Origin of the sequence: Demequina sp. TMPB413 (assembly GCF_020447105.2) — a bacterium.
Taxonomy (GTDB): domain Bacteria; phylum Actinomycetota; class Actinomycetes; order Actinomycetales; family Demequinaceae; genus Demequina.
Genome location: NZ_CP096184.1, coordinates 1,304,934 through 1,325,053, shown reverse-complemented (window position 1 = coordinate 1,325,053; position 20,120 = coordinate 1,304,934). Strand labels below are relative to the sequence as shown.

The window sequence follows — 20,120 nt, the reverse complement described above, 5'->3', positions numbered from 1 at the left end:
TGGCGGACGCTGAGCGCCGCCCTAGACGTGAGGATGGACGCGCATGGCTCTGCTCACCGCCGAAGACGTCCTGAATAAGGCATTTTCGAAGACCAAGTACCGCGAGGGCTTCGATCAGGACGAGGTTGACGACTTTCTTGACGAGGTAGCGAACTCGATCGCTGCCTTGACCGCCGAGCGTGACGAACTCCAGCAGCGCCTGGCTCAGGCGCAGGCGGGCGGCGCGGTCATTCCCGCAGCCGCGCCCGCTCCTGCGCCGGATGCCGCAGCACAGCAGTCGCGCTCCGAGACCTTCTTGCAGGCCGCGACCGACCCGAACCCGCCCTCGGCCACCACCATGCTGGCGATGGCCCAGAAGCTGCACGACGAGTACGTCCAGGCAGGCGAAGAGGCCCGTGACCGCCTGATTGACGAGGGCAAGGTCAAGGCCGAGTCGATCGTCGAGCAAGCCGAGAAGGATGCACGCTCGCGCATGGAAGACCTCGAAGGCGAACGCGCCGACCTCGAGCGCCGCATCGATGACTTGCGTCGCTTCGAACGCGATTACCGCGGACACCTGCGCAATTACCTCGAGAACCTGTTGGGCGACCTCGAGCACAATGCGTCCAAGGCGAGCGCTGGCCCAGTGGGCGCTGGCCTCGCGGGAGCCGGCTTCGGCGCGGCGGCGCAGGACGAGCCGAGCTCCGAGTCTGAGTCGATCGCCACGGCAGATGCCGAGGGCGGGTCGGAGCAGGCAGGGGAGTCAGTTTCGTCCAACCAGCCAGAGGCGCCGGTGAACGAAGACTTCACTGGCGTGGTCGACAGCGTGCCTCACGTCTCTCCCGCACCGCTCCCGCCTTTCCCGGAGGCGCCGTCACCTTTCGGCGAGCTGGCTCAGCCGCAAGGCGAGCCAAGCGCGTTTGGATCGCCTGAGCCACAGGGAGAGCCGAACCCGTTCGGAACGCCCGAACCCTCGGCTCAGGATCCCTCGCCGTTCGTTCCGGTTCAGGACTTCGAATTCCCTCCGGCCACTGGCAAGGACGACGAGTCTGGTGAAAACCAGCCCGACGCCCCTCGCTGGAACTTCTAGCAAAACACGCTTCCAGCGCCGCGTCGGCCCGCAAGGTCCGGCGCGGCGCTTTGCCTTCCCCCCGCAGTGCGACTACTCTCACTGCGTTACCCAAGTGAGGACCTCATGACAAGCACCGAAGTTCCCATCGTGAAGGTGGACCCCGCGGACCTTAAGGCCGCCGACGCCAAGGCGCTTGCCGTGCGCGAGGGCGACGAGCCGTGGAAGGTTGGCGACCTGCGCGACATCGTGATCACGCTGAACGCAGACGTGGAGCGACTCGCGGAGGAGTTCAAGGCCAACGAACACGACCTCGACGACCTTCTCCACACCTCCGAAGGTTCCGGCGACGACCAGGCAGATGCAGGCTCGACCGCTCTCGAGCGTGAGCAGGAAATGTCGATCGTCAACAACACCCGCGAGATGCTCGAAGAGTCTGTTGACGCCCTGAGGCGCATCCAGAACCACACCTTCGGCTCGTGCCTGTCGTGTAGCCAAGGAATCGGCAAGGCGCGTCTGCAGGCCTTCCCGCGTGCCAAGTACTGCGTGACGTGTAAGCAGCGCGAGGAGCGCCGTTGAGCGTTCGGCCTGCCGTCTGGTTGGCCGCGATCCTGGTGATCGCGATTGATGTTTTTACGAAGCAGTGGGCGTTGTCGGCTCTGGAGCCCGGTAGTCAGCATCCGTTGCTTGGAGACGTGCTGTCCTTGCAGTTGGTGTTCAACTCCGGTGCGGCGTTCTCGCTTGGCGAGGGCTACACGTGGATTCTGACGGTGGTTGCCATCGTGGTCACTGCGGGAATCGTCTACTACGCAAGGCGCGCAGCGAGTCCACTCGCCGTCGGCCTCTTTGGCGTCGCGCTCGGGGGCGCCGTCGGAAACCTCATCGACAGGCTGTTCCGTGAGCCAGGCTTTGGTCGGGGCCACGTGGTGGACATGATCAACTACAACGACGTCTTCGTCGGCAATGTTGCCGACATCGCCATCGTTGGTGCCGCGGCCGTCTTCATGCTGGCGAGCCTTTTCGGTCACCGCTTGCTCGAACCGGCTCAAGGCGAGTCGCGACACGTGGCAGCGGCGGACACGACCGAGGACTCAACGGGCAGCACCGATGCCGCGCCCAGTAGCGACACTGCGTCTAGGAACGACATTGCGCCTAGGAACGACACAGCGCCGTGAGCGACACCCGCTATTTGCCCGTGCCCGATGCACTGGTTGGCGAGCGCGCGGATGTCGCGATCGCGCGAATGCTCGGCATGAGCAGAACCAAGGCCGCCGACCTTCTCGATGGTGGCGGCGTCAGCCTTGAGGGCTCAACCGTGGGCAGGTCGGACACGGTGCGCGAGGGCATTCTCGCCGTCGATCTTCCGCAGCCACGCGCCGCGATGCCAGAGCCAGCCATCCCCGGCGGTCTGACCGTGGTCTACGAGGATTCGGACATCGCCGTCATCGACAAGCCCGTGGGCGTAGCCGCCCACCCCTCGCCCGGGTGGGAGGGGCCGACGGTGACCGGCGCGCTTGCCGACGCCGGCGTGACCCTTGCCTCCGAAGGAGCGGCCGAGCGCCAAGGAATCGTCCACAGGCTGGACGTCGGCACGTCGGGCCTGATGGTGGTCGCGAAGTCTGGCCCCGCCTACTCGGCTCTCAAGCGGGCCTTCAAGGAACGCACCATTGAAAAGGTGTACCACGCCGTCGCGCAGGGCCACCTGGAACCCACTCAAGGGACCATCGACGCCCCCATTGGCAGGCATCCAAGTTCCGACTACAAGTTCGCGGTGGTCGAGGGCGGGCGGGACTCCATCACGCATTACGAGGTGCTGGAGATGTTCCCGGCGGCGTCTCTCGTCGAGGTGCACCTCGAGACGGGCCGCACTCATCAGATCAGGGTTCACATGGCGGCCATGCGGCACCCTCTCGTGGGCGACCTGACGTACGGGGCAGACCCAGTGCAGGCCAAAAAACTTGGCCTGACGAGGCAGTGGCTGCACGCGAAGGAACTCGCGTTCGAACACCCCACCAGGGGCGAGCCCATACGGGTAGTGTCCGAGTATCCAATGGATCTTGCGGCGGCCCTCGCGCAACTGAGAGGTTGAGTTCATGCAAGTAGTCGCGGTGACGACTCCCGAACAACTCGAGGTTGCCCTCGCCATTCGCTTTGAGGTGTTCGTGGACGAGCAAGGCGTCGACCCAACGGCCGAGCGCGACGTCCTGGACCCGGACCCGAGGACCCATCACTGCCTGGTTGTTGACGACGAAGGTATCCCCTTGGCCACGGGACGGCTCCTTGCCCCGCACAGCGATGTGTTTCACGGCGAGGCAGGCTTTGGTGCCATGGATCCCTCGGTGCCCCACATCGGCAGGGTCGCCGTGCGCAAGGTCGCGCGCAACACCGGCGCTGGTAGCACCCTCATGCAGCAGCTGGAAGCCAAGGCGCTCGAACGGTTCGGCGCAGACGGAAGCGTGAGGGTCGAACTCAGCGCGCAGGATCAGGCCATGCCGTTCTACGAGAAGCTTGGCTACACCGTCTTTGGCGAGGCCTACCTCGACGAGGGCATTTCACACCACGACGCCTTCAAGGTCGTCACGGGGCCGTAGCGAGCGCTGCGCGGATGCGCTTTTCGCTCACCGGCCCGTCGGTGCCCAGTTGTTGGGCGAACAGGGAGACCCTGAACTCCTCGATCATCCACCTCGCCTTCTCGATGCGAGCGTCACGTGCTGCGTCCAGGCCGGCGGCGGTCGCGGCGTCGCGCGCGCGGTCGAGTTCCTCCACCATCTCGCGCACTTTCCACGCGAGCTCGTTATCGCGAGCAGGGTTGGACTGCGCCTTGTCGATGCGGTGGCTTGCGGCCTTGAGGTAGCGAGGGAGGTGGCGCAGCCTGTCCGGCGGTGTGCGCGAGACGAAGCCATCGCCCGCGAGGTCGGCAGCGAGCGCGCGCACCTCCGCAAGGGTAGAAAGCAGCGCCATCGAGGTCGTGGAGCGGATCTTGGCATCGAGCGTGCGGGACGCCTCCGCGATCGGCACCACCAGGGCCACCAAGCGGTGAATCTCGTCCTCAAGCGCCATCCGCACCCGTTCCCGCACTGCTGCGTAGGCGTCGGCCGAGCGCACCCCGGCCGCGGCGTCGTCCGTGCCGGGGGAGGTCAGGGCCGTGACCGCTGCCCACTGGAGATCGGCCACCAAGGCGTCGGTGTTCCGGTAGCCAGACGCCGCGAGAGCCAGGGACTCCGCGCTCGTCCAGCGCGACGTCACTCGTTTAGCAGGCAGCGCACACTCGTTGAGCAGGAGCCGTCTGATGCCGTCTGGGTGAGCGGCATCGCGCGTGCGCGCATCGGGCGCGATCCGCAGCGCGGCGCCGCCCTTCTCAGCCACAATGCCCGGGTAGCCACGCACCACGACGCCGCCACCCACGTCGGACTCGATCACGTCTGGCAGCGCACCCGCGGGAAGCCCGGCCGGCCATGTCTGCAGGTCACCCTTCTCGGCCACCGGCCCTCCAGCGAACGACGCTGGGGTGGGCTTGGCTGCAGCGGCGACCTTTGCCCCCTGCCTGGTGTCGGACGACGCGCCCACGGCCTTGCGTACGGCGTCGGCCGTCTGCGGCGCGAGGGAGCGCTTGAGGGCGAGCAAGTGAGCCGATTCGTCGACTACGCGTTCGCGTCCCCCTGCGTATTCCACGATCCTGAACGTCATCTTGAGGTGGGAAGGAAGGCGCTCGTCGACCTCCTGCCATGCGTCGGCAGGGATCGTGACGTCGCGGAGCGCTCGCGTCGCCTTCGTGAAGGCGTCGCGATAGGACTCGGCCATGTCGCCGGCACGAGCGAGGTCCTCCCATGCGGGAGTGTGGGCCTCCAACCACGTGACGACGTCGCGGGCGACATCTGGAGCGGGCACCAGCAGGCGCCGCACGGGCTTGGGCAATGCCCTGATGGTCGCGGTGGTGAGCTCGGCAAGCATGCCAGGCACGAGCCAGTCGAAGCCGTCCGGCGTGACCCGCGGGAGGACTGCGAGGGGGATGTGCACGGTGACGCCATCAGCGTCGGCGCCCGGCTCAAACTGATACGTGAGCGGCAAAGTGAGTTCGCCTTGCGGCCAGGCGTCGGGGAACCGCGCGGGGTCAACGTCCGCCGCGTCCGGCATGAGCAGTTCGCTCGTGTAGGTGAGGAGGTTCGGCATCGTGCGCTGCGCACCCTTCCACCACTTGTCGAAGTGCGCGGCGGAGACGACGTGGTCGGGGATGCGCTCGTCGTAGAAGTCGAAGAGCTCATCTTCGCCTGCCACGAGCCCGAAGGTGCGCGTGCGGGCCTCGACCTCGGCGGCGTCGGCGAGCGCGCTTTGGTTGGCATGCCAGAACTCGTGGTGCGTGGTCCACTCGCCCTGCACAAGAGCGTGCCTGATGAACAGTTCGCGGGCCTCGTGAGGGTTGACCTTTCCCCACAGGATGCGGCGCTCGGCGACGATGGGCACGCCGTACAGCAGCACCTTCTCGTGGGCCATCGCCGCGCCCCGCTTGGTGGACCAGTGCGGCTCTGAATAGGTGTGTTTGGCCAGGTCGCCAGCAAGTTCCTCTGCCCAAGCGGGGTCGATGCGGGCGACGTCTCGCGCCCACAGCCTGTTGGTCTCGACGAGTTCTGCCGCCATGACGAAGGCTGGCGGCTTCTTGGACAGCGGGGAGCTTGGCTGGATCGCGAAGCGGGCGCCGCGCGTGCCGAGGTACTCGTTGGTGGCGCGCTTGCGGGCGCGCTTCATGGCGATCGCCTTCGCCTCGCCTCTGAGATGCGAGAAGGTGGACGCGGTGACCTTGCCCTCGTCTTGCATGCCGATCTGGGTGAGGAGGCCAGCGAGCACCGAGCGGTGGATCGCGTCCTCGTCCCATGCGTGCAGGAATGCGGCGGTGCCGGCGGTGTCTGTGGTGCCCTTGGCCCCCTCGGCGTCGTCCGCAGCGATGGGCTTGGCCGCCCTGGCCTTCACGTGGATGCCCAGTGGCTTGGCGGCCTGGCGGAGCTGCTGCACCAGGTCCTGCCACTCGCGCACGCGCAGGTAGTTGAGGAACTCAGACCGGCACATGCGCCTGAAAGCGCTGCCGGATAGCTCGTGCTGGCGGTCTCTGAGGTACGCCCACAGGTTGAGGTAGCCCAACAGGTCCGATGTGGGGGTGGAGAAGCGCCGATGCTGGAGGTCCGCCTCGGCGCGCTTGTCGCTGGGGCGCTCGCGCGGGTCCTGAATCGACAACGCCGCGGCGATCACCGCGGCCTCGTAGGCCACCCCGTGGCGCTCGCCCTCGACGATCATGCGCGCTTGGCGCGGGTCGATGGGCAGGCGCGCGAGTTTCCGGCCCACGTCGGTAAGCCGCGCCTTGCCGCCGCGGTTCGTGGTGACGGCCCCCAGGTCGGACAGCAGTTGGATGCCGTCCTTGATGGCGCGGGTGTCGGGAGGTTCGACGAAGGGGAAGGCGGCCACCTCGTCGGGCGTGGAGACGACGCCCACCGAGATCATCTGGAGGAGCACCGACGCGAGCGAGGTGCGCAGGATCTCGGGCTCGGTGAAGTCGGGTCTCGCTGCGAAGTCATCCTCGCTGTAGAGGCGGATCGCGATCCCGTCGGCGAGGCGGCCAGCGCGACCTGCGCGCTGATTGGCGCTCGCCTTGCTGATGGGCTCGATGGGTAGGCGCTGCACCTTGGTGGCCTTGGAGTAGCGGCTGATGCGGGCCGTGCCGGGGTCTACCACGTAGTGAATGCCGGGGACGGTGAGCGACGTCTCTGCGACGTTGGTGGCGAGCACGATGCGGCGGCGGCTGTGGCTGGCGAAGACCCGGTGCTGCTCCGCGGCGCTCAGGCGACTGTAGAGGGGTAGCAGTTCTAAGGCCTGCGGATGCTTGGCGTCGCGCACGCGCGGCCCCAGGTGCCCCTCGAGGGCCTCCACGGCATCGCGGATCTCGCGCTCCCCTGATAGGAAGACGAGGATGTCGCCTGGCCCCTCGCGCATGAGCTCGTCGCACGCGTCGGTGATGCCCGTCATGAGGTCGCGTTCCTCGCCCCGCGTCTCGCCTGCGAGCGGGCGGTAGCGCATCTCTACCGGGTACGTGCGGCCCGTGACCTGGATGACGGGGGCGGTGGGGCGGGCGTCGGCGAGGTCCGCACTGGTGACGGCGTCTGCGCCGCGGGCCCCTGCGTCGTCCCCAACCCCCGCGTCGTCCGGGATGGGGCCGCCAGGCGCGAAGTGCCTCGCGAAGCGCTCGGAGTCGATCGTCGCCGAGGTGATGATGAGTTTGAGGTCAGGGCGGCGGGGGAGCAGGTTGGTGAGGTAGCCCAGCAGCACGTCGATGTTGAGGGAGCGCTCGTGGGCCTCGTCGATGATGAGGGTGTCGTAGGCCAGCAGGTCGGGGTCGCGCTGGATCTGGGCCAGCAGGATGCCGTCGGTCATGACCTTGACGAGCGTGCGCTCGGAGGACGTGTCGGTGAATCGCACCTGGTAACCGATGATATCGCCGAGTGTGGTGCCCAGTTCCTCGGCGATGCGATCCGCGACGGAGCGTGCGGCGATGCGGCGCGGCTGCGTGTGGCCGATCTGCCCGGCGCGGCCGCGGCCGAGGTCGAGGGCGATCTTGGGGATCTGGGTCGTCTTGCCGGAGCCGGTCTCGCCCGCGACGATCACCACTTGGTGATCCCGGAGGGCAGCGGCGATGTCGTCGCGCCTGGCGCTGACCGGCAGTTCCTCGGGATAGATGATCGGAGGGACCTCGACGGCGGCGCGCGCGGCGGCTGCCTTGGCCCTGGAAGCGGACGACTTTGCTGAGGTGGCCCCCACCTGAGCGCGTGCGGGCGCGCGGTTGTCTGCGCGTCGAGAGGAGGCCATGCACCCATTGTCGCGCCCGTCGAGGCGGCGCGAGACGTACCGTGCCCGCCGCAGGGCGGTCCGGTGGCTGGGCGCCCTGTACCGTCCCTGACACCGGCCAGCGCGACACGCCGGGCGACACGCCCGAGGAGCGACTGACCCGCCGCCCGTGGTGTCAGGGACGGTACACAGAGGGCGACACCAGGCGTCGCCGAAACACGTCGCGGCGGCGCGCCCGTGCACCCGGCCAGCGTCGCGCGTCGAGGGCACTCGCTGTCAGCCACCGAGCCTAGAATCGTCACCATGCCGTCGCCCGAGTTCGTTCACCTCCATGTGCACACGGAGTACTCGATGCTCGACGGCGCCGCCCGCATCACTGACCTCATGAAGCGTGCAAATGAGCTCGGCCAGAAGGCGATCGCCACCACCGACCACGGCTACATGTTCGGCGCCTATGAGTTCTGGTCAAAGGCCACCGCGGCCGGCGTGAAGCCCATCATCGGGCTCGAGGCGTACCTCACTCCCGGCACTGCGCGGTCCGATCGCACGCGCGTGAAGTGGGGCCAAGAGGGCCAGGCGGGGGACGACGTCAGCTCGGGTGGCGCGTACACCCACGCCACGATGTGGGCCAAGGACACGGCAGGCATGCACAACCTGTTCAGGCTCGCTTCATACGCGTCGTTGGAGGGGCACTTCTACAAGGCCCGTATGGACCGCGACCTCCTGCAGCGCTACTCCAAGGGCATCATCGCGACCACCGGTTGCCCCTCAGGCGAGGTGCAGACGAGGCTCCGCCTTGGCCAGTACGACGAAGCCCTCAAGGCGGCGGGGGAGTTCCAGGACATCTTCGGGCGCGAGAACTACTACGTGGAACTCATGGACCACAACCTGGAGATCGAGACGCGGGTCTACGACGACTTGGTGCGCCTGTCGAAGGACCTGGGCGCGCCGCTCGTGGCCACGAACGACCTCCACTACTCGTCAAAGGACGATGCCAAGACGCACGAGGCGCTGCTGTGTATCCAGTCGGGCTCCACGCTCGACGAGCCTACGTACGACCAGGGCGGCAAGCGCTTTGCCTTCAGCGGCGACGGCTACTACGTCAAGACCGCTGAGGAGATGTGGGATCTGTGGGGCGACCGCCACCCCGACGCCCTCACTAACACCCTTGCGATCGCGGAGCAGTGCGAGGTGGCCTTCAACACCAAGGCCGACTACATGCCGCGCTACGAGTGTCCGCCGGGAGAGGACGAGCACTCCTGGTTTGTGAAGGAGGTCCAGCGCGGACTCCACGAGAGGTTCGGCGAGCAGATCCCCGCGAACGTGCAAGAGCGCGCGAACTTCGAGATCGAGGTCATTGCCGACAAGGGCTACCCGGGGTACTTCCTGGTGGTTGCCGACTTCGTGAAGTGGTCGAAGGACAACGGCATCCGCGTGGGGCCAGGGCGTGGCTCTGGTGCAGGCTCAATGGCCGCCTACGCCATGAAGATCACCGACCTGGACCCCATCACCCACCAGCTCTACTTTGAGCGGTTCCTCAACCCTGAACGAGAGTCAAAGCCCGACTTCGATATCGACTTTGACGAGCGTCGTCGCGGCGAAGTGATTCGGTACGTGACGGACAAGTACGGCGAGGACAAGGTCGCCCAGATCGTCACGTACGGCACCATCAAGGCCAAGCAGGCGCTCAAGGACTCGGCTCGCGTGCTCGGCAAGCCCTACGCGCTAGGCGAGCTGCTCACCAAGGCCTACCCCGACCCGCAACAGGGCCGCGACATGCCGCTCGCTGCGGTGTTCGACGAGAAGAACGAGCGCTACAACGAGGGCGGGGACTTCAGGGCGGCCGTCGAGGCAGACCCTGAGGCTCGCGAAGTGGTCGACATGGCGCTCGGCTTGGAGGGCCTGAAGCGCCAATGGGGGGTGCACGCGGCCGGCGTCATCATGTCGTCTGAACCGCTCATCGACATCATCCCGATCATGCGCCGCGAGCAAGACGGCGTGATCATCACCCAGTTTGACTACCCCACGTGCGAGGGCCTCGGCCTTGTCAAGATGGACTTCTTGGGGCTTCGCAACCTCACGATTCTTGACGACGCCCTGGACAACATCGTCGATAACGGCAAGGAACCCCTCATTTTGGAGGACTTGCCGCTCGAGGACGAGGAGGCCTTCAAACTCCTGGGCCGCGGCGACACCCTTGGCGTGTTCCAGCTCGATGGCGTGGCCATGCGGTCGCTGCTGCGCCAAATGAAGCCCGACACGTTTGAGGACATCTCCGCCGTGCTCGCGTTGTACCGCCCTGGCCCCATGGGCGCGAACTCGCACACCAACTACGCCGAACGTAAGAACGGCCGCCAGGTGGTGGACTACATCCACCCAGAACTCGAGGAACCCCTCAAAGAAGTCCTCGAGGTCACGTATGGGCTGATCGTCTATCAAGAGCAAGTCCAGCGCATTGCCCAGATCGTTGCTGGCTACACGCTGGGTGCCGCAGACTTGCTGCGTCGCGCCATGGGCAAGAAGAAGCCAGAGGTGCTCGCCAAGGAGTTCGAGCCCTTCAGCGCGGGCATGAAGGCGAATGGCTTCTCCGATGCGGCCATCAAGAAGCTGTGGGACACGCTGGTCCCATTCGCCGACTACGCCTTCAACAAGGCGCACACGGCGGCCTACGGGGTTCTCTCGTTCTGGACCGCCTACCTCAAGGCGCACTATCCCACTGAGTTCATGGCGGCGCTGCTCACGTCGGTGGGCACCGACAAAGACAAGATGGCCCTCTACCTGGCCGAATGCCGGCGCATGGGCATCACGGTGCTTCCGCCGGACGTCAACGACTCCAAGGCGAACTTCTCCGCCGTCGGCAACGACATTCGCTTTGGCCTCACGGCCGTGCGCAACGTGGGCGCCAACGTCGTCGCGGAAATCCAGAAGGCACGCGAGGCCAAAGGCGCCTACGAATCCTTCCCCGACTTCCTCGACAAGGTGACGGCGTCGGTCTGCAACAAGCGCACGATCGACTCGCTCGTGAAGGCTGGTGCCTTCGACTCGCTGGGCCACACCCGCAAGTCGCTGTCGCTCATCCACGAGCAGGCGGTGGATTCCGTGGTCGGCGTCAAGCGCCAGGAGGCGACGGGACAGTTTGACCTGTTTGGCGGGGATGTGGACCTCAGCGGCGGGGTGCGCGTCGAGGTGCCCAACATCCCCGAGTGGGACAAGAAGACCCTGCTCAACCTGGAGCGCGAGATGCTCGGGTTGTACGTGTCGGATCACCCGCTGTCGGGACTCGACCACGTGTTGCGCGCCGAGGCGACTCACCAGATTCTCAACGCCACGCCGGCCAACGGTTTGGGCGACGGCGAGCAGGTCGTATTCGCTGGCCTCATCACGCGCGTTGACAGGCGCATCGCGCGCTCAGGCAACGCCTACGCGATCGTGGTGCTGGAGGACATGACCGGCGAGGTCGAGGTCTCGTTCTTTGCCAAGACTTACGACACGTACGCGCGAGACCTCACCGAGGACTCAGTGGTGACCATCAAGGCGCGCTCGCGGGAGCGCGGCGACGGCGGCCTGCAATTCTCGGCCATGGAACTGCGCATCCCCAACGTCAACGTGGTAGACAACGCGCCGGTGGCCATCAACGTGCCAGCCGCGCGGGTGACCCCGCCGCTGGTCGAAGAGGTCAAGGGCATCCTGCGTTCGCACCCCGGCACGGTCGAGGTGCGGATGGTGCTCACTGGCGGAGACAAGCCCTTGACGATGCGCCTGGGAGACGAGTTCAGGGTGGCGAAGTCGTCGGCGCTCTACGGAGACTTGAAGGCGGCGCTCGGGCCCAACTGCTTGGCGGTCTAGGCCGCGGGGGCGACGGTCCCGAGTAGCCAGTCGAGGGCCTCGTGTGCCGTCCACCCGGCCGGATACTGCTCGGCAAGCCTGCGCGGCCCGTCCAGGTCGGCTCCCAGGGTAATCAGCGGCCTTTCGACGTAGCCGGTCGCCCGCGTCTGCCCCAAGCCGACGTTGGCCATCAGGCCGTTGCACAGGCACAGGCGGCCTGCGGTGTCCTCCGGCTTTCCCCCCTTGCGGGCGAAGGGACGCTCGGGTTCGGCGGGACAGCGATAGCCGAGTGCGCCGTTGTCGCGGATGACGGGGACACCCAAGAAGCCGAGATCGCACAGGCGCGGCCGGGCCGCCACCACGTCGGCGTCCGACATGGAGCCCTCCAGCGAGGCGACCTTGAAGGGAAAGCCCGTTGGCGAAGCGCGCAGGTCGGTCGACACGGCGAGCGTGCCGGCGGCCACCTGCGCGACAAGCTCATCCCGGATCTCGGGCGCGAAACCCGCATCGCTGCTCAGCGCGAACAGGGTGCCCACCTGTACTCCGACGGCGCCAGCGGCCTTGGCCGCGACGAGGCCCTCTGGAGTGCCGTAAGTGCCAGCGAGCCAGAAGGGCATTCCAGTCGCGGCGACCTTGTCGAGGTCCGCGTAGTCGCGGGGTCCGAACTGCGGCTCGCCAGCTTCATCGAGCACGACTTTGCCGCGCGGGGGCGCGTTGTGCCCGCCGGCACGCGGCCCCTCGACCACGAAGCCATCCGGGCGAATGCCCTCGTCGCGGGCAAGGTACTCAGCCAGCACGTGCGCGGACACGATCGCAAGAAAGCGAGGTCGGGTGAGGGGCGGCAACTGGGTGCCGAGGAGGTCGACAGGGTCGAGCGAGACCGAGTAGGTGCCTTGCTCAGCCCCGACCACGTCAACGGGGAACTTCACCGAGCCGTGGGTGGCGAGCTGGTTGAGCAGGCGAGGAATCTCGCGGGGAAGCCCGGCTCCCATGAGGACGAAGTCGACGCTGGCGAGCATTGCACCATAGGCGGCCGCAGGCGTCGCCATCTGGACCTTTTCGAGGTAGTTCACCCCCACGAGGCCGTCGTGGCCTTCCTTGGCCAGCCATACCTCGACAAAGTTGCCGAGCACGGCGAGCTCTTGTGCCTCGCGGGTCTGGTCGATCTCGAGCTTGGGCACCGCGGCGTACGGCTGCGCGCCGGCGCGGCCCTCTGGCAGGAAATACTCGTCCAAGACCCGCACGGCCATGGCCTGCACGGGGAAGGCGGCGAGAGCGCGACGCATATGCCCGCCAGCGTCGCCGTCTTGGAGCCGTCGAGCAAGCACCATGTCGAGGCCGATGCCTGACACGACGCCCAGTTGACCCGCCTGGGCTACTTGGGAGGCAAGGCGCCACGAGGATACGGCCGCCCCCATGCCGCCTTGGATGATGGTCGGTAGTGGCGTTCCTGGGCTCGATGGAGCCCGCAATGATGCCGCGTCGTCGGTCGTCATAGGGCTCTCCCGTCGTTTCAGCGAGCGTAACTTACGCAACCGTAGGTAAGCGGGGCGTACGTCCCGTCACTCTTACGGGGGAGACGACGCCGCGAGCCTGGGTCGGGTGGTGCAGGGAGCGCCGGGGGAGACGACGCCGGTAGGCTGGCGGGCGTGTTGAGGCGCATCGACCTTCGCGGTCAAGAACTGTCCACCAGGGAACTCTTGGCAGTGGTGCCGCGTGCCGAGATCGACATCGACGCTGCGCTTGCCACGGTGCTGCCGATCCTCGCCGACGTGCGGGAACGCGGCGAGGCCGCCTTGCGGGAGTACGGCGAACGCTTTGACGGCGGCAGCCCCGAGAACCTGAGGGTCGCGCCCGACCAGATCGCGGCCGCGCTCGACACGCTCGATCCCGCGGTGCTTGACGGCTTGAACGAGGCGATCACCAGGGTGCGCGCGTTCCACGAGGCGACGGTTCCGCCGCCCGTGGCTGTGGACCTCGCTCCGGGGGCCCGAGTCAGCCAGCGGTGGGTTCCCGTGAGCCGCGTGGGCCTCTACGTTCCCGGCGGGCTGGCGGTGTACCCGAGCTCTGTCGTGATGAACGTGGTGGCGGCGCAGGCCGCCGGAGTTACCGAGATCGCCGTGACGACGCCGCCGCAGCGGGCCTTCGGCGGAGCGCCGCACCCGACCATCCTGGCCGCGTGCGCGCTCTTGGGCGTCAGCGAGGTGTACGCCGTGGGCGGCGCTCAGGCCATCGCGATGCTCGCCTATGGCGCCGAGGCGACCGCTGGTGGCACCCTGTGCGACCCGGTCGATGTCATCACCGGGCCTGGCAACGTCTACGTGGCGGCCGCCAAGCGCGCAGTCAACGGCACCGTGGGCATCGATTCGGAGGCCGGTCCCACGGAGATCGCCGTGATTGCCGACGACGCTGCCGACCCGACCTTCATCGCTTACGATCTCTTGAGCCAGGCAGAGCACGACCCCATGGCGGGTTCGGTGCTCATCACCGATAGTGAGTCGCTGGCTCAGGCCGTCGACGAACGCCTCACCAACATCGTCGGCAGTACCAGGCACGACGTTCGGGCGAAGGAAGCGTTGAACGGCATCCAGAGCGCCGTCATCCTCACGGGAAATCTGGACCAGTCGATTGCGGTGGCCGACGCTTACGGCGCCGAGCACCTTGAGATCCACACGCGCGATGCCGCCGCCGTGGCCGGTCGCATTAGGAACGCAGGCGCGATCTTCGTGGGTCCTCACAGCCCCGTGCCGCTGGGGGACTACTTGGCCGGCTCGAACCACGTGCTGCCCACCGGCGGCACCTCGCGGTTTGCGAGCGGCCTGAACGTCACGAGTTTTCTGCGCGCCGTGTCCGTGATCGAGTACGACGCGGACGCCCTGGCGGCGGTAGGCGACAAGGTGATTGCGCTCGCCAACGCGGAGGACCTCCCGGCCCACGGCGAGGCCATCGCGGCCAGGCTCGATCGTCGCGGCTGACGTCATGCCTGGCGGCACCTCTGGCGGCAGGCTGGGCGTTGGCATCCCCAGTCGCGCCCCACGCATCGGCGAGGCGCCGCCCCGCCACTAGACTCTCCGCATGACGTTGCCGCTTCGCCCAGAACTCCTGGGTCTCACGCCATATGGAGCCCCGCAGCTTGACGTTGCCGCCATGCTCAACGTCAATGAGAACCCTTATGCGCCACCGCCCAGCGTGGTCGACGCGATCGCGCAAGCCGTGCGCAGCGCGGCCGAGACCCTCAACCGCTACCCCGACCGCGAGTTCATGGCGCTACGCGCCGACCTTGCGCACTACCTGGCGAACGAGAGCCACGTCGACTTCCTCGAGCCCCACAACATCTGGGCGGCAAACGGCTCCAATGAGATCATGTTGCACTTGCACCAGGCGTTTGCCGGTCCAGGGCGCAAGGTGCTCAGCTTCGCGCCCACGTACTCGATGTACCCCGAGTACAGCCGCGACACCGTCACCGACTACGTGACCCTGCCGCGCCGCGACGATTTCGGCCTCGACATCGATGCCGCCGTCGAGGCGATCGCGACGATCCAGCCCACGATCGTGCTGGTGGCGAGCCCCAACAACCCCACGGGGACGGCCGTCAGCTTGGACGACGTCCGCCGCCTTGCCGACGCTTGTGCCGACGTTCCAGGCGGCAGCATCCTCGTGGTGGATGAGGCCTACGCGGAGTTCCGTCGCAGGGGCGTTCCGAGCGCGGCAACGCTGTTGCCGGAGACCCCTCACCTCGTGGTGACGCGGACGATGTCGAAGGCCTTCGCGCTCGCCGGCGGCAGGCTGGGCTACTTGGCCGCGAGCCGCGAGGTCGTCAATGCATTGCGCATCGTCCGCCTGCCCTATCACTTGAGCGCGATCACCCAGGCGGCAGCGCGCGCGGCCCTTGCTCACCACCGCGAGTTGCAGGCCCAGGTCGACGAGATTCGTGCCGAGCGTGACGACACGGTGGATTGGTTGCGCGCCCAGGGCTACACGGTTCCCGACACCGACGCCAACTTTGTTCTCTTTGGGCCGGTGCCTGACAGGGACGCGGTCTTTGAGGGTCTTCTTCAGCGCGGGGTATTGATCCGCGTGGTGGGCCCCGAGGGCTGGCTGCGGGTCTCGATCGGCACCGCGCGCGAGATGGCAATGTTCCGCAATGGACTCTTGGAGGTCACCACATGACCAGCACCGCATCGAGCGACACGACCCCCGCACGCACCGGGCGCATCGAGAGGGCCACGAGCGAGTCGAGCGTGCTCGTCGAGCTCGACCTCGACGGCTCTGGGGTCACCGAGATCAGCACCGGCGTTCCGTTCTACGACCACATGCTGACGGCACTCGGCAAGCACTCGCTCATGGACTTGCGGGTTCAAGCCACCGGTGACGTCCACATCGACAGTCACCACACTGTGGAAGACGTGGCGATCTGCATCGGCGAGGCCTTGAAGCAAGCATTGGGCGACAAGGCTGGTATTTCCCGCTTTGGCGACGCCATGGTGCCGCTTGACGAGGCCCTCGCTCAATGCGTCGTCGACGTGTCTGGCCGTCCCTACTTTGTGCACACGGGCGAGCCAGCCGGCCAGGCAACTCACCTCATCGGCGGCAACTTCGCAGGCTCGCTCACAGCGCACGCCCTCGAATCCATCGCGCACCACGCAGGGATCTGCGTGCACATGCGCGTGCTCGCTGGCAGGGACCCTCACCACATCGTGGAGGCACAGTTCAAGGCGCTTGCCCGCGCGCTGCGTGCGGCGGTTGCGGCGGACGCCAGGGTGAAGGGGATCCCCTCGACCAAGGGGGCGCTGTGACAGAGGAAGCGCTCGACGGCACTCCGGCGCAAATTGCGGCGGTCTTCACCCCCATTCCGAACGGGAAGGTGCTGGCCGCGCTGTGCTCTCTCAATGGCGTGAAGGCCACCATCCTCGAAACCTCTGCAGGGGCCATTGCGGTGCTCGACGACGCTCGCCCCGCCAGCATGCACGCCGCCGCTCACTCGGTGTCGAGCTTCGCCAAGGAGCGCCCGCTGTTGGCGATGGAGCGTAGGGACGGCCAGATCACCGTGTGGCGATACCTCGCGGGTCAGCGGGGAGACACGTTGCCTCCTGGGCTTGCCCTCAATGACGCCCCCGGCGTGGTGACCACGCTCATGACGGGCGCGCAGAGTATCGACGACCTCTCAGACAGTCACCAAGACAAGGTTTTTGACGCCCACATGAGCAGGTTCGCGGCCTTCAGGACGCTGCGCAAGCTGTCCAAGCAGGCCAAGCGGGAAGCGCAACGGAATCGGGCCGAACGTTAGAATCGCCGTATGCCTACGGTGACTGTGCTCGACTACGGCTTTGGCAACGTGCGATCCGCTGTACGCGCGCTCGAGCACGTGGGCGCGGACGTGACGCTGACGGCTGCCCGTGACGCCGCCGAGAATGCCGACGGACTGCTGGTGCCGGGCGTGGGCGCCTTTGCCGCATGCATGGAAGGGCTGCGCACGGTGCGCGGGGACCAGATCGTGGGGCGTCGCCTGGCAGGCGGGCGCCCGGTGCTCGGCATCTGCGTGGGCATGCAGATCATGTTTGAGCAAGGCGTGGAGCACGGAGACGCCGCCGCAGGCCTCGATCAGTGGCCGGGGACCGTGGAGCAATTGCGCACCACCATCGTTCCCAACATGGGGTGGGCCCACGTGTCTCCTCCTGCCGAGAGCCGGTTGTTCGCCGGCGTGGCGGACGCGCGCTTCTACTTTGTGCACTCGTATGGGGTGCGCGACTTTCCGTTGGGGACGTCCGAGGACACCGGCCGTTTCGCGCCGCCGCTCGTGACGTGGTCGGAGGCGGGGGAGGGCGACGACGCCGACCGCTTTGTGGCCGCCGTGGAGAATGGGCCGCTGAGTGCTACCCAGTTCCACCCCGAGAAGTCCGGCGAGGCAGGGCTGCAGTTGCTGCGCAACTGGGTGGCGACGCTCTAGCACGAACCTCGAGTGCCACACGGCGGCGGTTCTCCCCGGCGCCGGTGCGTGCACCGCTTGTCAAGAACTCACTACACGCCCGACACGGGGAGCTGGGTCACCGTTGCGGCGCGGGTTCTCACGTGAGTTGGGTAGTGAGTTCTCTTCTGCGGCGCAGCGTGCACGGAGGCGGGAACAGACGCGCGCGCGGTCGCGCCGCCAGGAGCCAGGCCCCGCTACGGGTACTCTGGTCCGCGGCCCACACGCACTCGAGAAAGCGACCGCGATGACCGACCTGCCCCGCCTCGAACTCCTGCCAGCCGTCGACGTTGCCGACGGCCAGGCCGTGCGGCTCACTCAGGGCGCCGCTGGCTCCGAGACTGGTTACGGCGACCCGCTGAGCGCGGCGCTCGATTGGGTTAAGGGTGGAGCAGAGTGGATTCACTTGGTCGACCTCGACGCGGCGTTCGGCAGAGGGTCCAATGCAGAACTTCTCGCAGAGGTAGTCAAGGCCGTCGACGTCAAGGTCGAGATGAGCGGCGGCATCCGCGACGACGAGTCCTTGGAGCGCGCCATGGCGACCGGTTGCACCCGCGTCAACCTCGGCACCGCCGCCTTAGAAAACCCCGAATGGACGGCGTCGGCGATTGATCGGTACGGAGACAGGGTCGCCGTGGGCCTGGACGTGCGGGGCACCACCCTGGCCGCACGTGGTTGGACCAAGGACGGCGGCGACCTGTGGGAGGTGCTCGCACGGCTCGACGCCGCTGGCTGCTCCCGCTACGTGGTGACCGACGTCAACAAGGACGGCATGCTGAACGGGCCAAACCTTGAGTTGCTCGCGCAGATGTGCGCCGCCACCAAGGCCCCGGTGGTCGCGTCCGGCGGCGTGAGTTCACTCGCGGACATCGAGGCCATTCGCACGCTCACCCCAGTGGGGGTCGAGGGCGCGATTGTTGGCAAGGCGCTGTACAACGGCAACTTCACGCTGCCGCAGGCGCTCAAGGCCGCAGGCCGACCGTAGCGACGCGCGCCAGCGCCGTCCGTCTTAAGGTGGATGGAGAGCACGGCGACAGGACACGTCCGATCAGGAGGTGCAGCGTGACAAGAGCGAAGCAGTTCGCGATGACGGCAGCGGCGCTCGTGGCCCTGAGCGGCGCGGCCTGCGCAAGCAACCAAGACGACGCTAGCGACGCGACCAGGATCTGTCCCCAGACCCTGCCGGTTCCGCCGACTGGGGCGGACGTTGGCACCGAGTACGCCGACCAGTTGCCAGACATTGCCAAGCCCGAGGCGGCATGGTTGTGTCAATACACGGCCGACACGGAAGGCGTGCCGGGAGCCGATGCCGAGCAGCAGCGTGTGTGGACGCGTGTGGGTGAGCCTGCCGCCATTCCGTCGGACAAGATGGGCGCGGTGGACGGCGTCCTGCGCGGCTTGGTGACGCTCCCTGACGACGTGGTGTGCACCCTCGACTTCGGGCCACGGTGGCTCGTCGCCTTCCAAGTTGACGATGAGTTGTGGGGCGCGACGGTGGACAGCTACGGCTGTCACGAGGTTCGCCTGACCGACGACCCGTTCACGGTGGCGCCAGGCTTCTCCAGCGAGGAGAAGCTGGTGCGGGGCGCCCTTGGATCGCCGCCAGGAATCGTTGATGAACTCAAGTCGGCTGCTGGGGTCAATTAGTTGTCGGCGGCGTTTACTAGGCTGGCATGGTGAGCGACAACGAAGAGCAACCCCTGCCGGATTCGCTCAAAGAGATTCCGTCATCGCTCTTCGCGGACGACGACGGCACGGCCGACGCTCGCTTGGCTCAAGCCCTGATTCGCTTCTCGCGGGGCAAGGCAACTCTTGCCGAGGTGGTGGACGCGCTGCAGTATGCGCGCGTATTGGTGCCGGTGCTGGCCGATGGCGAGCAGCGAGTGATGGGCAAGCACGGCGTCGAGCAGGATCACGTGGCGTCCGCGGGCGTAGTTGCGGTGCACATGCCGGATGGCAGGGCGGCGCTACCGATCTTCACCGACGTGGACGCGATGCGCACATGGAACGCCGATGCCCGCCCCGTCCCAGCAGAGGGACCTCGCGCCGCGCTGGCGGCCGCCGCCGAGGGCTGGAACGTGATGGTGCTGAACCCGTCCATGGAGTCCGTCCTGATCCCGCGGCCCGCGGTGTGGGCTCTTGGTCAGGGTGAGCAGTGGCGGCCGGCGGTGATGGACGACCGCGTGGTCGAGGACGTTCGCGAGGCCATCATCGAAGCAGTGCCCTTGGATGACGAGGTGCGCCGCATCGACGCGACACCAGGCAAGCGGGCCGAGGTGGCGGTGGTGGTGATGCTCGTGCCCGGCCTTCAGCGAAACGCCGTTGACGACGCTGTGCGCAGGGTCCACGAGGCGTTAGCGGCCTCTCCGGTGGTGGCGGACAGGGTGGACAGCATGGAGTTGCGGCTGGCGCCCTGGTCCGGCTGAATCCGGGCTCGCGGTACGGATCTAGCCA

At 67.1% G+C, this 20,120-nt stretch carries 16 protein-coding genes; 14 read left to right on the top strand and 2 right to left on the bottom strand.

Annotated features, from left to right (window positions below; translation table 11 throughout):
- Nucleotides 1-43: 43 nt before the first annotated feature.
- The 5 genes from LGT36_RS06420 (at nucleotide 44) to LGT36_RS06400 (ending at nucleotide 3,639) form a co-directional block, all read left to right on the top strand.
- Nucleotides 44-1,069 (top strand): DivIVA domain-containing protein, encoded by a 1,026-nt coding sequence (locus tag LGT36_RS06420; RefSeq protein ID WP_226097589.1) that lies wholly within the window; start codon nucleotides 44-46, stop codon nucleotides 1,067-1,069.
- A gap of 105 nt (nucleotides 1,070-1,174) precedes the next feature.
- A complete protein-coding gene (locus LGT36_RS06415) occupies nucleotides 1,175-1,627 on the top strand; it encodes a TraR/DksA C4-type zinc finger protein (protein WP_226097588.1) in 453 nt (150 codons plus the stop codon).
- A complete protein-coding gene (gene lspA / locus LGT36_RS06410; RefSeq protein WP_226097587.1) occupies nucleotides 1,624-2,223 on the top strand; it encodes a signal peptidase II in 600 nt (199 codons plus the stop codon). The genes LGT36_RS06415 and lspA overlap by 4 nt, the downstream gene beginning before the upstream one ends.
- Nucleotides 2,220-3,137 carry an RluA family pseudouridine synthase gene (locus LGT36_RS06405; RefSeq protein ID WP_226097586.1) on the top strand — a complete coding sequence of 306 codons (918 nt, stop codon included), beginning with the start codon at nucleotides 2,220-2,222 and terminating at the stop codon, nucleotides 3,135-3,137. Before lspA ends, LGT36_RS06405 begins: the two co-directional genes overlap by 4 nt.
- Nucleotides 3,138-3,141: 4 nt before the next feature.
- Nucleotides 3,142-3,639 (top strand): GNAT family N-acetyltransferase, encoded by a 498-nt coding sequence (locus LGT36_RS06400; protein WP_226097585.1) that lies wholly within the window; start codon nucleotides 3,142-3,144, stop codon nucleotides 3,637-3,639.
- Here the strand turns inward: LGT36_RS06400 and hrpA are convergent.
- Nucleotides 3,626-7,897 (bottom strand): ATP-dependent RNA helicase HrpA, encoded by a 4,272-nt coding sequence (gene hrpA / locus LGT36_RS06395; protein WP_226097584.1) that lies wholly within the window; start codon nucleotides 7,895-7,897, stop codon nucleotides 3,626-3,628. The genes LGT36_RS06400 and hrpA overlap by 14 nt on opposite strands.
- A 282-nt stretch (nucleotides 7,898-8,179) precedes the next feature.
- Here hrpA and dnaE point away from each other — a divergent pair, with 282 nt between their 5' ends.
- Nucleotides 8,180-11,722: a DNA polymerase III subunit alpha gene (dnaE, locus tag LGT36_RS06390; protein ID WP_226097583.1), complete on the top strand. Its 3,543-nt coding sequence runs from the start codon at nucleotides 8,180-8,182 to the stop codon at nucleotides 11,720-11,722.
- Here the strand turns inward: dnaE and LGT36_RS06385 are convergent.
- Entirely contained in the window at nucleotides 11,719-13,197 is a 1,479-nt protein-coding gene (locus LGT36_RS06385) for a nitronate monooxygenase (protein WP_226097581.1), read from the bottom strand. The two genes, dnaE and LGT36_RS06385, sit on opposite strands and share 4 nt — an antisense overlap.
- Nucleotides 13,198-13,350: 153 nt before the next feature.
- Between LGT36_RS06385 and hisD the strand changes: the two genes are divergently transcribed.
- The 8 genes from hisD (at nucleotide 13,351) to LGT36_RS06345 (ending at nucleotide 20,092) form a co-directional block, all read left to right on the top strand.
- Entirely contained in the window at nucleotides 13,351-14,676 is a 1,326-nt protein-coding gene (hisD, locus tag LGT36_RS06380; RefSeq protein WP_226097580.1) for a histidinol dehydrogenase, read from the top strand.
- A gap of 100 nt (nucleotides 14,677-14,776) precedes the next feature.
- Nucleotides 14,777-15,871: a histidinol-phosphate transaminase gene (locus tag LGT36_RS06375; protein WP_226097579.1), complete on the top strand. Its 1,095-nt coding sequence runs from the start codon at nucleotides 14,777-14,779 to the stop codon at nucleotides 15,869-15,871.
- The gene (gene hisB, locus LGT36_RS06370) at nucleotides 15,868-16,497 is read left to right on the top strand and encodes an imidazoleglycerol-phosphate dehydratase HisB (protein WP_226097578.1); all 630 of its coding nucleotides are present in this window, start codon (nucleotides 15,868-15,870) and stop codon (nucleotides 16,495-16,497) included. The genes LGT36_RS06375 and hisB overlap by 4 nt, the downstream gene beginning before the upstream one ends.
- Nucleotides 16,494-16,988, top strand: a complete 495-nt coding sequence (locus tag LGT36_RS06365; RefSeq protein ID WP_226097577.1) for a hypothetical protein — start codon at nucleotides 16,494-16,496, stop codon at nucleotides 16,986-16,988. The genes hisB and LGT36_RS06365 overlap by 4 nt, the downstream gene beginning before the upstream one ends.
- A gap of 9 nt (nucleotides 16,989-16,997) precedes the next feature.
- Complete coding sequence (hisH, locus tag LGT36_RS06360; protein ID WP_226097576.1) at nucleotides 16,998-17,648, top strand: imidazole glycerol phosphate synthase subunit HisH; 651 nt, start codon at nucleotides 16,998-17,000, stop codon at nucleotides 17,646-17,648.
- Between the two features lie 265 nt (nucleotides 17,649-17,913).
- Nucleotides 17,914-18,651: a bifunctional 1-(5-phosphoribosyl)-5-((5-phosphoribosylamino)methylideneamino)imidazole-4-carboxamide isomerase/phosphoribosylanthranilate isomerase PriA gene (gene priA / locus LGT36_RS06355; RefSeq protein ID WP_226097575.1), complete on the top strand. Its 738-nt coding sequence runs from the start codon at nucleotides 17,914-17,916 to the stop codon at nucleotides 18,649-18,651.
- 77 nt (nucleotides 18,652-18,728) lie between these two features.
- Nucleotides 18,729-19,313: a hypothetical protein gene (locus LGT36_RS06350; protein ID WP_226097574.1), complete on the top strand. Its 585-nt coding sequence runs from the start codon at nucleotides 18,729-18,731 to the stop codon at nucleotides 19,311-19,313.
- 29 nt (nucleotides 19,314-19,342) lie between these two features.
- Nucleotides 19,343-20,092: an SseB family protein gene (locus tag LGT36_RS06345; protein ID WP_226097573.1), complete on the top strand. Its 750-nt coding sequence runs from the start codon at nucleotides 19,343-19,345 to the stop codon at nucleotides 20,090-20,092.
- Nucleotides 20,093-20,120 lie beyond the last annotated feature (28 nt).